14 protein-coding genes are annotated in these 13,261 nt (G+C 66.3%); 11 read left to right on the forward strand and 3 right to left on the reverse strand.

From position 1 onward, the window contains the following. Positions 1-164 precede the first annotated feature (164 nt). Entirely contained in the window at positions 165-1,145 is a 981-nt protein-coding gene (locus S58_RS00725) for a complex I NDUFA9 subunit family protein (RefSeq protein ID WP_015663304.1), read from the forward strand. Positions 1,146-1,270: 125 nt separating this feature from the next. Here S58_RS00725 and S58_RS00730 read toward each other — a convergent pair whose 3' ends face one another. Further along, positions 1,271-2,077, reverse strand: coding sequence for an undecaprenyl-diphosphate phosphatase (locus S58_RS00730; RefSeq protein ID WP_015663305.1), 807 nt, complete (start codon positions 2,075-2,077; stop codon positions 1,271-1,273). Positions 2,078-2,435: 358 nt separating this feature from the next. On the opposite strand from S58_RS00730, the gene S58_RS00735 reads away from it, so the two are divergent. Together S58_RS00735 and queG are read left to right on the forward strand one after the other, a co-directional pair. Continuing rightward, positions 2,436-3,128, forward strand: coding sequence for a glutathione S-transferase family protein (locus S58_RS00735; protein ID WP_015663307.1), 693 nt, complete (start codon positions 2,436-2,438; stop codon positions 3,126-3,128). Continuing rightward, the gene (queG, locus tag S58_RS00740; RefSeq protein WP_083938776.1) at positions 3,077-4,261 is read left to right on the forward strand and encodes a tRNA epoxyqueuosine(34) reductase QueG; all 1,185 of its coding nucleotides are present in this window, start codon (positions 3,077-3,079) and stop codon (positions 4,259-4,261) included. The genes S58_RS00735 and queG overlap by 52 nt, the downstream gene beginning before the upstream one ends. Before the next feature lie 11 nt (positions 4,262-4,272). Here the strand turns inward: queG and S58_RS00745 are convergent, their stop codons facing one another. After that, on the reverse strand, positions 4,273-5,058 hold the full coding sequence (locus S58_RS00745) for an alpha/beta hydrolase (RefSeq protein ID WP_015663309.1): 786 nt from the start codon (positions 5,056-5,058) through the stop codon (positions 4,273-4,275). Positions 5,059-5,391: 333 nt separating this feature from the next. Between S58_RS00745 and infC the strand changes: the two genes are divergently transcribed. Next, on the forward strand, positions 5,392-5,931 hold the full coding sequence (gene infC / locus S58_RS00750; RefSeq protein WP_144058462.1) for a translation initiation factor IF-3: 540 nt from the start codon (positions 5,392-5,394) through the stop codon (positions 5,929-5,931). Between the two features lie 101 nt (positions 5,932-6,032). Here infC and S58_RS00755 read toward each other — a convergent pair whose 3' ends face one another. Further along, positions 6,033-6,413 (reverse strand): hypothetical protein, encoded by a 381-nt coding sequence (locus S58_RS00755; RefSeq protein WP_015663311.1) that lies wholly within the window; start codon positions 6,411-6,413, stop codon positions 6,033-6,035. Between the two features lie 260 nt (positions 6,414-6,673). On the opposite strand from S58_RS00755, the gene rpmI reads away from it, so the two are divergent. The 7 genes from rpmI (at position 6,674) to S58_RS00790 (ending at position 13,245) form a co-directional block, all read left to right on the forward strand. Beyond that, positions 6,674-6,874 (forward strand): 50S ribosomal protein L35, encoded by a 201-nt coding sequence (rpmI, locus tag S58_RS00760; RefSeq protein ID WP_008539890.1) that lies wholly within the window; start codon positions 6,674-6,676, stop codon positions 6,872-6,874. A gap of 76 nt (positions 6,875-6,950) precedes the next feature. Then, positions 6,951-7,310 carry a 50S ribosomal protein L20 gene (gene rplT / locus S58_RS00765; protein WP_012040570.1) on the forward strand — a complete coding sequence of 120 codons (360 nt, stop codon included), beginning with the start codon at positions 6,951-6,953 and terminating at the stop codon, positions 7,308-7,310. 156 nt (positions 7,311-7,466) lie between these two features. Next, positions 7,467-8,549, forward strand: coding sequence for a phenylalanine--tRNA ligase subunit alpha (gene pheS / locus S58_RS00770; RefSeq protein ID WP_015663312.1), 1,083 nt, complete (start codon positions 7,467-7,469; stop codon positions 8,547-8,549). A gap of 98 nt (positions 8,550-8,647) precedes the next feature. Further along, a complete protein-coding gene (locus S58_RS35950) occupies positions 8,648-9,088 on the forward strand; it encodes an endonuclease domain-containing protein (protein ID WP_042340471.1) in 441 nt (146 codons plus the stop codon). Then, on the forward strand, positions 9,085-11,493 hold the full coding sequence (gene pheT / locus S58_RS00780; protein ID WP_015663314.1) for a phenylalanine--tRNA ligase subunit beta: 2,409 nt from the start codon (positions 9,085-9,087) through the stop codon (positions 11,491-11,493). The genes S58_RS35950 and pheT overlap by 4 nt, the downstream gene beginning before the upstream one ends. After that, positions 11,490-12,266 (forward strand): sulfite exporter TauE/SafE family protein, encoded by a 777-nt coding sequence (locus S58_RS00785; protein ID WP_015663315.1) that lies wholly within the window; start codon positions 11,490-11,492, stop codon positions 12,264-12,266. The genes pheT and S58_RS00785 overlap by 4 nt, the downstream gene beginning before the upstream one ends. Positions 12,267-12,300: 34 nt before the next feature. Then, positions 12,301-13,245 carry an MBL fold metallo-hydrolase gene (locus S58_RS00790; RefSeq protein ID WP_015663316.1) on the forward strand — a complete coding sequence of 315 codons (945 nt, stop codon included), beginning with the start codon at positions 12,301-12,303 and terminating at the stop codon, positions 13,243-13,245. Positions 13,246-13,261 lie beyond the last annotated feature (16 nt).

Raw genomic sequence — 13,261 nt, forward strand, 5'->3', positions numbered from 1 at the left:
GACAATTTTTCTTAGCCCCCGCGCAAAAACACGGCTCTCTTTTCCGCGGTGCGGACGATGGGCTATACAGCGGCGCAGGATGGCGGGCCGCGGGGTTGCGAATCGCCGCTGAAAGCCCTCTCGTCCGGGCGGACCGACCGCCCGGCAATCCCAGGAATGATCCCATGGCAGCAAATCCGGCATCGAATCTGGACACCCTCGTCACCGTATTCGGCGGCTCCGGCTTCGTCGGACGCAACGTGGTCCGGGCGCTGGCCAAGCGCGACTACCGCATCCGCGTCGCCGTGCGCCGGCCGGAGCTCGCCGGCCATTTGCAGCCGCTCGGCCGGGTCGGCCAGATCCACACCGTGCAGGCCAATCTGCGCTATCCCGACTCGGTCGCATCGGCGCTGCGCGACAGCCATGTCGCGATCAACCTGGTGGGCATCCTGACCGAAGGCGGCGCTCAGACCTTCAATGCCGTGCAGGCCGAGGGCGCTGCGACCGTGGCCAAGGCTGCAGCGGCGGCCGATGCCCGCCTGGTGCACGTCTCGGCGATCGGCGCCGATGCCGAATCGGCCTCGAGCTACGCCCGCGCCAAAGCGGCCGGCGAGGCCGCCGTGCTGGCAGCGGTGCCGGAGGCCGTGATCATGCGCCCCTCGGTCGTGTTCGGCCCCGAAGACCAGTTCACCAACCGCTTTGCGGGGCTGGCGCGGATGTCGCCGTTCCTGCCGCTGATCGGAGGCGGTGAGACGAAGATGCAGCCGGTTTATGTCGGCGACGTCGCGTCAGCGGTGGCCGATGCGGTCGACGGCAAGGCGCAGGCCGGCGCGACCTATGAGCTCGGCGGACCGGAGGTGCTGAGCTTCCGCGAGATCCTCAAGATCATCCTGGATATCACCGACCGCGACCGCGCGCTGCTGCCGCTGCCGTTCGGGCTTGCCAAGCTGCAGGCCGCGGTGCTGCAGTTCGCGCCGGGCCCGCTGAAGCTGACGCCGGACCAGGTCGAGCTGCTGCGTCATGACAACGTAGTGTCGGAGGCCGCCAAGGCAGCCGGGCTGACCCTGCAGGGCCTCGGCATCACGCCGGATTCGCTCGAGGCGGTCGCCCCGCAATATCTCTGGCGCTTCCGGCCCTCCGGGCAGTTCCAGCGCAAGAACGCGTGAGGGGCGCACTGTCCTCGCCGCGTCATTGCGAGGAGCGAAGCGACGAAGCAATCCAGAGTCCCGCACACCACACTGGATTGCTTCGCTTACGCTCGCAAAGACGGTGGATAGAGCCGGGGCTCAACTCACTTCCCCAGCGCCAGCGCGATCAGGCCGAGGGTGCCGACGATGACGCGCCACCAGGCGAACAGCACGAAGCCGTGGCGGGTGACGTAGCCGAGGAAGGCCTTCACCACGATCATCGCGGTGATGAAGGAGACGACGAAGCCGATCGCGATCAGGCCGAGATGGTCGGACGTCATCTCGGCGCGGCTCTTGTAGAAGTCGTAGACGAAGGCACCGACCATGGTCGGGATCGCCAGGAAGAAGGAGAACTCCGCGGCCGAACGCTTGTCGCCGCCGAGCAGCATCGCCGCCACGATGGTCGAGCCGGAGCGCGACACGCCGGGAATCATCGCCAGGCACTGCGCGACGCCGATCCACAGATACATCATCAGCGGATAGCGCGTGGCGTCGTGCTCCCGCGGCTTGAGGTCGATCTGGTCGACCCACAGCAGGATGGCGCCGCCGACGATCAGCGAGAAGCACACGATCCAGGGATCGAACAGCAGCGCCTTGATGTATTTGCCGGCGATGAGCCCGATGACGACGGCCGGCAGGAAGGCGATCAGCACGCCGATGATGAAGCGGCGGTCATCGGGGTTGGTGAGCGCGCCGATGGCGACGCGATACAGCTTGAAGAAGTACAGCGCGACGATGGCGAGGATGGCGCCGAGCTGGATCAGGATCGCAAAACTCTTCCAGAAGCCGTCCTCGCCGAGCCCGAAGAAGCGCTCCGCCAGCAGCAGATGGCCGGTCGAGGATACCGGGAGAAACTCGGTGACGCCCTCGACGATGCCGAGAAGCACCGCCCGCAGCGTATCTGACATCATTGATCTGATCCGTGATTGCCGGCAAAACGCCGCCCTTCTCGCCTATTCGGCTCCCTCCCGCAATTGCAAAAAGCGAAAGCGCCGCCACATCGGACGAATGAACCGAAACGCGACCGGCCATACGAATCAGCACGACACGACGTTGGACAACGCCACCGGCGCGTTGATTCGCGGTCCCGGGAACGCGGTTTCCCGCATGCCGCCCCGTCGCCCTACTGCTTACACTTTCCCCGACCATGCGCTAATGGTCCGATTCGCAACGGCAACGCTGCGCCGGTATCGGGACGATGCAGCGGCGCGAACCGATGGTTGATCGTTCGTTAAGCGCAAAGCGGCCGCACGATAGTCGAAAGGCTCCATGTACACGCTCTACCACCATCCCTTCTGCCCGCATTCGCGCTTCGTCCGGCTGGTGCTCGGCGAATACGGGCTCGATCTGCGCCTGGTGGAGGAACGCGCCTGGGAGCGCCGCGAGGCGTTCCTCGTGCTCAATCCTGCGGGAACGACGCCGGTGCTGTCGGTCGAGGGCGTGCCGGCCGTGCCCGGTGTCGGCGTCATCGCCGAATATCTCGACGAGGTCTGCGGCATCGAGATGGGCGACCGCCGGCTGATGCCATCATCGCCGGCCGAGCGCATCGAGGTGCGCCGGCTGATGGCGTGGTTCAACGACAAGTTCTTCGAGGAGGCCTCGAATCTCCTGGTCACCGAGCGCATCTACAAGCGCTTCATGAACGAGGAGGACGGCGGCGGGCCGCCCTCGACCGACGTGATTCGCGCCGCCAAGACCAATGTGCGCTATCATCTGGCCTATATCGGCTGGCTGGCGCAGCGGCGCAATTTCCTGGCTGGCGACCGCCTGACCTATGCTGATCTGGCCGCCGCCGCGCATCTGTCGGCGATCGACTATCTGGGCGACGTGCCATGGATCGAGGACGACGCAGCAAAGGCCTGGTACGCGCGGGTGAAGTCGCGGCCGTCGTTCCGGCCGCTGCTGAGCGACTGGCTGGCGGGCGTGCCGGCGTCGCGGACCTATGTGGATCTCGACTTCTGAGCCGCGACGCCCCCGCGCCGGACGACCTGAAGACGGCACTGGCCGCCGAGGCGCTGCGGCTCGGCTTCGATACGATCGGCGTCACCGCGCCGGTCGTGAGCGCAGAGCGCGCCGCCGCGTTCGAACGCTTCCTCGCCGAGGGCCATCACGGCGACATGGACTGGCTGGCGCGTGAGCCGTCCCGCCGCACCGACCCAGCGACGCTGTGGAGCGACGTCCGCAGCGTGATCATGCTCGGCGTCAATTACGGCCCCGACGAGGATCCCCGCGCGGTTCTCGCCGCACGCAGCCGCGGCGCGATCTCGGTCTATGCCCGCGGCGGCGACTATCACGACATCATCAAGAAGAACCTCAAGGCGCTGGCGCGCTGGCTGGTCGCAACAGCCGGCTGCGACGTGAAGGTGTTCGTCGACACCGCGGCCGTCATGGAGAAGCCGCTGGCGGAAGCGGCCGGATTGGGATGGCAGGGCAAGCACACCAACCTGGTGTCGCGAGGCTTCGGCTCATGGCTGTTCCTCGGCGCCATCTACACGACGCTCGATCTGCCGGCGGATACGTCCGAGCAGGATCATTGCGGCTCGTGCCGGGCCTGTCTCGACAGCTGCCCGACAGCGGCGTTCCCGGCCCCGTACCAGCTCGATGCGCGGCGCTGCATCTCGTATCTCACGATCGAGACCAAGGGGCCGATCCCGCGCGAATTCCGCAAAGCCATCGGCAACCGCATCTATGGCTGCGATGACTGCCTGGCCGCCTGCCCCTGGAACAAGTTCGCGCAAGCCGGGCGAGAGGCAAAGCTGGCGGCGCGCGAGGCATTGCGCGCGCCTTCGCTCGCTGAACTTGCGGCGCTCGACGACGCAGGCTTTCGCGCGCTGTTCACGAAGTCGCCGGTCAAGCGTGTCGGCCGCGACCGCTTCCTGCGCAACGTGCTGATCGCGATCGGCAACTCCGGCGACGCGACGCTCGTCGGAGCCGCCGAGCGGCTGACATCCGATCCGAATCCGCTGGTGCGGGGCGCGGCCGCCTGGGCGCTGGCGCAGCTGCTCGATGCCGAGGGTTTCGCACGGCGGGCACACGCCGCGCTGGGATTCGAGGCCGACGACAGCGTCCGCGCGGAATGGCAGGCGCCGCGCTGAGCGCGGACGGCTCAGCCCATCTCGCTGACGGCGGCCAGCATTCGAGCGATGTCCTGCGGCCGCGACAGCCGGTGGTCGCCGTCCTGGATCATGGTCAGCACCACGTCGTCGGCCGGCAGGCGGTGAGTCAGTGCGAACGCATGCTGCCATGGCACGTCGGGGTCCTGCGCCCCCTGCAGGATACGCACGGGACAGCCGACATTGATGGCGCCGCCGAGCAGCAGGTGGTTGCGGCCATCCTCGATCAGCGCCCTGGTGATCGGATAGGGCTCGCCATACTCGGAAGGGCGCATCCAGACGCCCTTGGTCTCGATCTCGGTCCGGATGTCGGGCGAAAAGCCCTTCCACATCAGCTCCTCGGTGAAGTCGGGCGCCGGGGCGATCAGGACCAGGCCGGCCAGCGCCGCCTCGGCCGGCTGCCGCAGCAGCTCGCGCGCGAGCAGCAGCGCCATCCAGCCGCCCATCGAGGAGCCGATCACGACCTGCGGCCCACGGCAGAACTGCCGGAACACGGCGACGCTCTCCTCGAGCCAGCGCCCGATGGTGCCGTCGACGAAGCGGCCGCCCGATTCGCCGTGCCCGGAATAATCGAAGCGGACGCAGGCGCGGCCACGCTCAGTCGCCCAGGCCTCGAGCGCCAGCGCCTTGGTGCCCTTCATGTCGGAATTGAAGCCCCCCAGCCAGAACAGGCCGGGCGAGCTGCCCTCACGGGCCCGCACCGCGATCCGGCGCGACGAATGGCCCGCACCGACCTCGATGAAGGCGGGCAGATCGGCAGTTTCGAGAGCTTGGTTCATGGATCGTTACTCGATGTCGAAAGTTGTCTGGGCGGACCGACCCGGGGCGTCAATCGGGTCGAACCGATGCTTCCGCTTGCGAAACGGCCCGGCGCACTCTATGTGGCACGCGGAACATGATGGCCAGGCTTTGCGGATTTGATCGCAGTTTTCGGCCAAATGGACCTTCTGGGACGTGCATGAGCTGACCGTCGCACCGAAATGCCTGCGCGTGCGACGCAAGAGCCGCGACGGCCGGGCGGAAATTCGACGCACCGGACGCGCGCGATCTTGCCCGCGAGGGCATCTTCCTTCAAAATAGCCGCCTTCTTCCACAACCTTGGAGAACTACCCATTCGCCGCCCCAATAGAGCCCCGCCCGCTGCCGTCAAAGACGGGCCGCGCACCAATGACGAGATTCGCAATGCGCAGATCCAGCTGATCGATTCAGAAGGGACCAACCGCGGCACCGTCGAGACCGTGGTCGCGATCAAGATGGCCATCGAAGCAGGCATGGATCTGGTCGAGATTTCGCCGAACAATACGCCTCCCGTCTGTAAGATCATGGACTACGGGAAGTACAAATATTCGGCGCAGAAGAAGGCCGCCGAGGCCCGCAAGAAGCAGAAGGTCGTCGAGATCAAGGAGATCAAGCTCCGCCCGATGATCGATGACCACGACTACGACGTGAAGATGCGGGCGATGCAGCGCTTCTTCGAAGAGGGCGACAAGGTCAAGATCACGCTGCGCTATCGCGGCCGCGAAATGGCGCACCAGGAGATCGGCACCAAGCTGCTCGACAAGGTGAAGTCCGACGTGGCGGCGTTCGCCAAGGTCGAGCAGGACGCCAGGTTCGAGGGCCGTCAGGTCGTCATGGTGCTGGCCCCGCGCTAGGCCGGCACCTCCGAGACCTGCAACCGGGCCCGCCACGCGTTTGGCGGGCTTTTCTCTTGTGGGCGCCTGCGCCTGTCAGGACCGCTCTTTGCGGGCCTCGATCAAGAGCGCGTCGCCTGCCACCGCCCGCTGCAGCTGCCGGACGAGCCCTTGCCGCTCCAGCGGCCGAAGCCCGAACTGGCACCGAGCCGGCCGGTGCCACTGGCCGAGGCGCCACCCTGGGATACCCGCACCGTGACGGCGCCGCCGCGGCCGACAGCGCCGGTGATGTTGGCGGTGCTGCTGGATGTCACCCGGCCGCCGCTGATCTGGATCGGGAAGCTGTAGCCCTGGTCGCAACTGCCGGCCTCGGTGATGATCAGGACGGTCCACGGGCCGTCGAAACCGGCGGCGCGGGCAGGGCCAGCCGTCCAGACGGCGAGGCCGCCCATCAGCGTGATCGCAAGGGCGGCAGAGGTGGTCGAGCGGGCGAGGTGGGTCATGGTCGATCCTGCGCTGGTGTGTCGGCTGATCATGGGTCGGAATAGCCGATTCGGCGGTTCGACGTTGCCAAGGGCCGTCGTCTCTGGCATAAGCGCGGCCTTCGTCGCCCGGCTGATCAAGGGCTGCCGTGGCGATGACCCTGTGCGGGTGGGTCCGGGTTCGGACAGAAAACCTGAGCACAACCAACGCTCTAACGAGCATTTTCGCCGGATGGCGCCGCTTTTGCGGGCGGCTTGCCGTTGGCATGAAGGAGAGCCAAATGCCCAAGCTGAAGACCAAATCCGGCGCCAAAAAGCGCTTCAAGGTGACTGCCACCGGCAAAGTGATGCACGCCCAGCGCGGCAAGCGTCACGGCATGATCAAGCGGACGAAGAAGCAGATCCGGCAGCTGCGCGGCACCCGCGTGCTGTTCAAGACCGACGGCGACAACGTCAAGAAGTACTTCTTGCCGAACGCCTGACCGGCTCCCGCTTCCGAAACCCTGGCCGCCTCAAAGCCGCGGCTGATCGTCATCTCTGAATCCAAGGATTTCCGTCATGTCTCGCGTCAAACGCGGTGTGACCGCTCACGCCAAGCACAAGAAAGTCTTCAAGGCCGCCAAGGGCTATTACGGCCGCCGCAAGAACACGATCCGCACCGCCAAGCAGGCCGTCGAAAAGGCCGGCCAGTATGCGTTCCGCGATCGCAAGCGCAAGAAGCGCACCTTCCGCGCGCTCTGGATCCAGCGCCTGAACGCCGCCGTGCGTCCGTTCGAGCTCACCTACAGCCGATTTATCGACGGCCTGTCCAAGTCCGGCATCACCGTCGACCGCAAGGTGCTGTCGGATCTCGCGATCAACGAGCCCGCCGCGTTCCAGGCGATCGTTGAGAAGGCCAAGGCGGCGCTCGCCGCCTGATCGCCCTGCGCATCGTGAGGATTTCAAAAGCGGCCGATGCTCTCGGCCGCTTTTTGCTATCCGGCGACATGCCGGTTTGCTTGCCTGCTTTCGCTTGACCGCTGTCGCCCGCGCGGCGACAACCCAGCCGCCTTTTGTCCCGCGGAGAATTTGCCCGTGTCCGACCTCGCCTCGCTCGAAACCTCGATCCTCGACCAGATCGCCGCCGCCGGCGACGAAGCCGCGCTGGAGGCGGTGCGCGTCGCAGCGCTCGGCAAGAAGGGCTCGATCTCGGCGCTGCTGGCGACGCTCGGCAAGATGTCGCCCGACGAGCGCAAGACGCAAGGCGCTGCGATCAATCTCGCCAAGGACAAGGTCACGCAGGCGCTGACCGCGCGCCGCGACGTGCTCAAGGCTGCCGCGCTCGATGCCCGCCTCGCCGCCGAGACCATCGACGTCACCCTGCCCTTGCAGGATTCGCCGGCCGAGACCGGCCGCATCCATCCGCTCAGCCAGGTGATGGACGAGCTGACCACGATCTTCGCCGACATGGGCTTCTCGATCGCCGAGGGTCCCGACGTCGAGACCGACGACTACAACTTCACCAAGCTGAACTTCCCGGAAGGCCATCCGGCGCGGGAGATGCACGACACGTTCTTCTTCAATCCGAAGCCGGACGGCTCGCGCATGCTGCTGCGGACCCACACCTCGCCCGTGCAGGTGCGGACCATGCTGAGCCAGAAGCCGCCGATCCGCGTCATCTGCCCGGGTCGCACCTATCGGATCGATTCGGACGCGACCCACACGCCGCAATTTCACCAGGTCGAGGGCCTCGTCATCGACAAGGGCTCGCATCTCGGCCACCTCAAATGGATCCTGCACGAGTTCTGCAAGGCGTTCTTCGAGGTCGACAACATCAACATGAAGTTCCGGCCGTCGTTCTTCCCGTTCACCGAGCCGTCGCTCGAGGTCGACATCCAGTGCCGCCGCGACAAGGGCGAGATCCGCTTCGGCGAGGGCGAAGACTGGCTGGAGATTCTCGGCTGCGGCATGGTGCATCCGAACGTGCTGCGCGCCTGCGGCATCGATCCCGACGAGTACCAGGGCTTTGCCTGGGGCATGGGCATCGACCGCATCGCGATGCTGAAATACGGAATGAGCGATTTGCGCCAGCTGTTCGAAGGCGATGTCCGCTGGCTGTCCCACTACGGCTTCAAGCCGCTCGAGGTGCCGACCTTGGCGGGAGGATTGAGCGCGTGAGCGTTGCCAGCCTCGCTGTCTCCGCTCGGGCGGTCGGACTCCCTCTCCCGCGTGCGGGGGAGGGCTGGGGTGGGGGTCTCTCCGCACGGGAGGTGTCGATGGACGACGACAAGCCGACCTGGAAAGTTTCTCAGAAACTTCGATCGAACGCTCGAGCACTCCGCCAGAACTCGACCGATGCCGAACAGATCTTATGGTCGGAACTGCGCGGCCATCGCCTGCTCGGCGCAGGCTTTCGTCGTCAAGCCCCGATCGACCGCTACATCGCCGACTTCGTCTGCCACGCCGCACGTCTCGTGATCGAGCTCGATGGCGGACAGCATTTCTCGACGGAAGGCGAGCAGCGCGACGCTGCACGCTCAGCTGTAATAGAAGCCAAGGGATTTCACATCCTGCGCTTTGCCAACAACGACGTGCTGGCCAATCGCGCTGGCGTTCTTGAAACCATTGCCGCTGCCGTTGCGGCGAGAGCCCCCACCCTGACCCTCCCCGCAAGCGGGGGAGGGAACAGGACTGACTTCGCAGGAACACCGCCATGAAATTCACGCTGTCCTGGCTGAAGGACCATCTCGACACCGACGAGTCCGTCGAGAAGCTCGCCGAGAAGCTCACGATGATCGGGCTCGAGGTCGAGCATCTCGAGGACAAGGCGAAGCTGCTCGCGCCGTACAAGATTGCGCGCGTCGTCTCCGCGGAGCAGCATCCGAATGCGGATCGGCTGCGCGTCTGCATGGTCGACACCGGTGACGGTGGCGCGCCGGTGCAGGTGGTGTGCGGTGCGCCGAATGCGCGCGCGGGGCTGGTGTCGGTGTTCTCGCCGCCCGGCACCTACATTCCTGGCAAGAACATCACGCTGTCGGTCGGCACGATCAGAGGCGTCGAGAGCCGGGGCATGCTGTGCTCCGAGGCCGAGCTCGAACTGTCGGAGAACCACGACGGCATCATGGAGCTGCCGGCGGATGCGCCGATCGGCAAGCCCTACGCCGAATGGGCCGGACTTGGCGATCCCCTGTTCGAGATCAACCTGACGCCGAACCGCCAGGACTGCACCGGCGTGCACGGCATCGCGCGCGACCTCGCCGCCGCCGACATGGGCAAGCTGAAAGACCCCGGCATCAAGCCGATCAAGGGCGAATTCCCCTGCCCGGTGAAGGTTGCGGTCGAGGACGAGAAGCTGTGCCCGGGCTTCGCGCTGCGGCTGGTGCGCGGCGTCAAGAACGGCCCGTCGCCGAAATGGCTGCAGCAACGCCTGACCTCGATCGGCCTGCGCCCGATCAATGCGCTGGTCGACATCACCAACTACATGACGTTCGACCGCGCCCGACCGCTGCACGTGTTCGACGCCAAGAAGGTCAAGGGCAACCTCGTCGTCCGCCGCGCCCGCGACGGCGAGACCCTGCTCGCGCTCGACGGCCGCACCTACACGCTCGACCCGACGATGTGCGTCATATCGGACGATGCCGGTGTTGAATCGCTCGCCGGCATCATGGGCGGCGAGGCCTCGGGCTGCGACGCTGATACCACCGACGTGCTGATCGAATCTGCGCTGTGGAACGAGATCAACATCGCCCAGACCGGCCGCAAGCTCGGCATCAATTCGGACGCGCGCTATCGCTTCGAGCGCGGCGTCGATCCGGCCTTCATGGTGCCGGGCCTGGAGATGGCCACCAAGCTCGTGCTCGACCTGTGCGGCGGCACGCCGTCGGAGAATGTCGTCGTCGGCAATCCGTTCGGCGATGACCGCATCATCGATTTCCCGCTGACCGAAGTGAAGCGGCTGGCGGGCATCGAGGTGCCGCTGGCGGAGATGCGGCGCATCCTGACCCATCTCGGCTTCGTGGTCGCCGGCAGCGGCCCGGTCGTGAAGGTCGCGGTGCCCTCGTGGCGCAGCGACATCCATGGCAAGGCCGATATCGTCGAGGAGATCGTGCGGATCGTCGGCGTCGACAAGGTGCCGATGACGCCGTTCGAGCGCGGCGACGCTCCGCGCAAGCCGGTGCTGACGCCGATCCAGCTGCGCACGCGGCGCGCCAAGCGCGCGCTGGCGGCGCGCGGCCTGGTCGAAGCCGTGACCTGGTCGTTCATCTCCAAGCCGGCCGCCGAATTGTTCGGCGGCGGCAAGGCCGACCTCGCGCTTGCCAATCCGATCGCCGCTGACCTGTCCGACATGCGCCCAAGCCTGCTGCCAGGCCTGGTCGCGACCGTTCAGGCCAACGCCGATCGCGGCTTCGGTGATGTCGCGATCTTCGAGGTCGGGCAGATCTTCAAGGGCGATGGTCCTTCGGATCAGTTCGTGGCCGCGAGCGGCATTCGCCGCGGCCTAGCGTCGTCGAAGGGTCTCGGCCGGCATTGGACCGGATCGCAGGTGGCGAACGCGTATGACGCCAAGGCCGATGCGTTCGCCGTGCTCGCCGCGGCCGGCGCGCCGATGGCGTCGCTGCAGATCGTCGCCGGGGGACCAGCCTGGATGCATCCGGGACGCTCGGGCACGATCCAGATGGGACCGCAGAACGTGCTCGGCCATTTCGGCGAGCTGCATCCGCGCACACTGGAGGCGCTGAAGGCCGACGGGCCCCTCGTCGCCTTCGAGGTCATTCTTGATCGCATTCCGGCGGCCAAGGCGAAGCCGACTCGCGCCAAGCCGGTGCTGGAGCTCTCGGCATTCCAGCCGGTGTCACGCGACTTCGCCTTCATCGTCGATCGCAATGTCAAGGCCGGCGATATCGTGCGCGCCGCGCAGGGCGTCGACAAGAAGTTGATCACCGACGTCACCGTGTTCGACGTCTACGAGGGCAAGGGCATCGACGACGGCAAAAAGTCGGTCGCCATCGCGGTGACCCTGCAGCCGCGCGACAAGACCATGACCGACGAGGAGATCGACGCGGTCGCGGCCAGGATCACGGCTGACGTCGCCAAGAAGACGGGCGGCACGTTGCGCGGATGAGCCTGTCCGGGCTCATCCCTGCCGATCTCAGCCTGTTCGCGACAACAGCGCTGGCGATCGTCGCTTTCATCGCCGCAACCGCGCGCGGCTTCTCCGGCTTCGGCGCGGCGCTGATCTTCATGCCGCTCGCGAGCAGCTTTGCGACGCCCCGTCTCGTCGCGCCCCTGCTCCTCGTGATCGACTTCGTATCGATGGCCCCGATGGTGGCGCCCGCCTGGCGCGAAGCCGACCGCAAGGCCACCGCGGTGATCGTCGCCGGCGCACTGGTCGGCGTGCCGCTCGGCACCTGGTTTCTCACCCGGCTCGACCCGGTCACCGTCCGCTGGATCATCACCGGCTTCGTGGTCGCGCTTCTCGCACTGCTGCTGTCCGGCTGGCGCTATCGCGGCAAGGAGTACACCGCGCTGTCGGTCGCCGTCGGCGCTGTCTCCGGATTCTGTAGCGGCCTGGCGCAGACCGGAGGCCCGCCAATCGTCGGCTATTGGCTGGGGCGCCCGATCGCCTCGAAGATCGCGCGGGCGAACATCGTGCTGTTCTTCGGGGCCTCGGATTTCTTCGCCATGGTGAGCTATGCGACCAGCGGGCTGATCACGTGGGATTCGCTCAAGCTCTCGCTGCTGATCGGGCCGGTCTACGCGCTTGGCGTTGCATTCGGCGCGTCGCTGTTCGGCCGCGCGAGCGAGCGCGTGTTTCGCGCCATCTGCTATGCGCTGATCGCAATTGCTGTCATCGCCGGCCTGCCGGCCCTCGACGGCGTGCTCGGCCGGGGCTAGCCTCCCGGCAACGAGACCGACCGGGAGGACACCCATGATCAATCGCCGCACAATGTTGTCGCTGGCGCTGGGCACAGCCGGAGCCGTCGCAGCGCCCTCGGTGTTTGCGCAAGGCGCCAAGACCGGCACGCGCATTGTCTTCCTCGGCACCAAGGGCGGCCCGCGGGTCGGGATCGGCGCCTCGAACCCGGCCAATCTGGTGGTCGTCAACGGCACGCCGTTCGTGATCGATTGCGGCATGGGCGTCAGCCGTCAGCTCGTGAGTGCAGGCGTTCCGATTCCGTCGGTGAAGTACATCCTGATCAGCCACCATCACTCGGATCACAATCTCGAATACGGCAATCTGTTCTACAACGCCTGGGCCGCAGGATTGTCGACGCCGATCCAGTCGTTCGGACCGAAGGGCCTGGAAGCGATGACGCGAGGCTTCTGGGCGACCAACAAGTTCGATGTCGACACGCGCATCGAGGACGAAGGCCGGCCCGATCCGCGGCCGCTGCTGATTGCCAAGGACATCGACGATGACGGCGTCGTCCTGAAGACCGCGGACGTCACGGTGACCGCGTTCCGCACGCCGCATCCGCCGATCACCGACAATTTCGCCTACAAGTTCGAGACGCCGGACGGCACGATCGTGTTCTCGAGCGACACCGCCTACAATCCGAAGCTCGCCGAGTTTGCGAGGGGCGCCGACGTGCTCGTGCACGAATGCCTGTATGTTCCTGCGGTCGATCGCCTCGTCGCAAAAACAAAGAACGGCTCGACGCTGAAGAAGCACCTGCTCGACAGCCATACCACCACGGAAGACGTCGGACGCATCGCCGCGGCGGCGGGCGTGAAGGTGCTGGTGCTCAGCCATTTCGTGCCCGGCGACGATCCCGAGGTGACCGACGACGACTGGACCCGCGACGTGAAGAAGAACTACTCGGGCCGCATCGTGGTGGCGAAGGACCTGATGGAGCTCAAGCTACCGGTATAGTCGCCGTAGGGTGGGC

This window comes from Bradyrhizobium oligotrophicum S58 (assembly GCF_000344805.1).
Lineage (GTDB): Bacteria > Pseudomonadota > Alphaproteobacteria > Rhizobiales > Xanthobacteraceae > Bradyrhizobium > Bradyrhizobium oligotrophicum.

Bases quoted from the DNA above. Each gene is read 5' to 3' on its own strand.
- S58_RS00725 (WP_015663304.1), top strand. From the start codon at position 165: ATGGCAGCAAATCCGGCATCGAATCTGGACACCCTCGTCACCGTATTC.
- S58_RS00730 (WP_015663305.1), bottom strand. From the start codon at position 2,077: ATGATGTCAGATACGCTGCGGGCGGTGCTTCTCGGCATCGTCGAGGGC.
- S58_RS00735 (WP_015663307.1), top strand. From the start codon at position 2,436: ATGTACACGCTCTACCACCATCCCTTCTGCCCGCATTCGCGCTTCGTC.
- S58_RS00745 (WP_015663309.1), bottom strand. From the start codon at position 5,058: ATGAACCAAGCTCTCGAAACTGCCGATCTGCCCGCCTTCATCGAGGTC.
- S58_RS00755 (WP_015663311.1), bottom strand. From the start codon at position 6,413: ATGACCCACCTCGCCCGCTCGACCACCTCTGCCGCCCTTGCGATCACG.
- rpmI (WP_008539890.1), top strand. From the start codon at position 6,674: ATGCCCAAGCTGAAGACCAAATCCGGCGCCAAAAAGCGCTTCAAGGTG.
- rplT (WP_012040570.1), top strand. From the start codon at position 6,951: ATGTCTCGCGTCAAACGCGGTGTGACCGCTCACGCCAAGCACAAGAAA.
- S58_RS35950 (WP_042340471.1), top strand. From the start codon at position 8,648: ATGGACGACGACAAGCCGACCTGGAAAGTTTCTCAGAAACTTCGATCG.
- pheT (WP_015663314.1), top strand. From the start codon at position 9,085: ATGAAATTCACGCTGTCCTGGCTGAAGGACCATCTCGACACCGACGAG.
- S58_RS00785 (WP_015663315.1), top strand. From the start codon at position 11,490: ATGAGCCTGTCCGGGCTCATCCCTGCCGATCTCAGCCTGTTCGCGACA.
- S58_RS00790 (WP_015663316.1), top strand. From the start codon at position 12,301: ATGATCAATCGCCGCACAATGTTGTCGCTGGCGCTGGGCACAGCCGGA.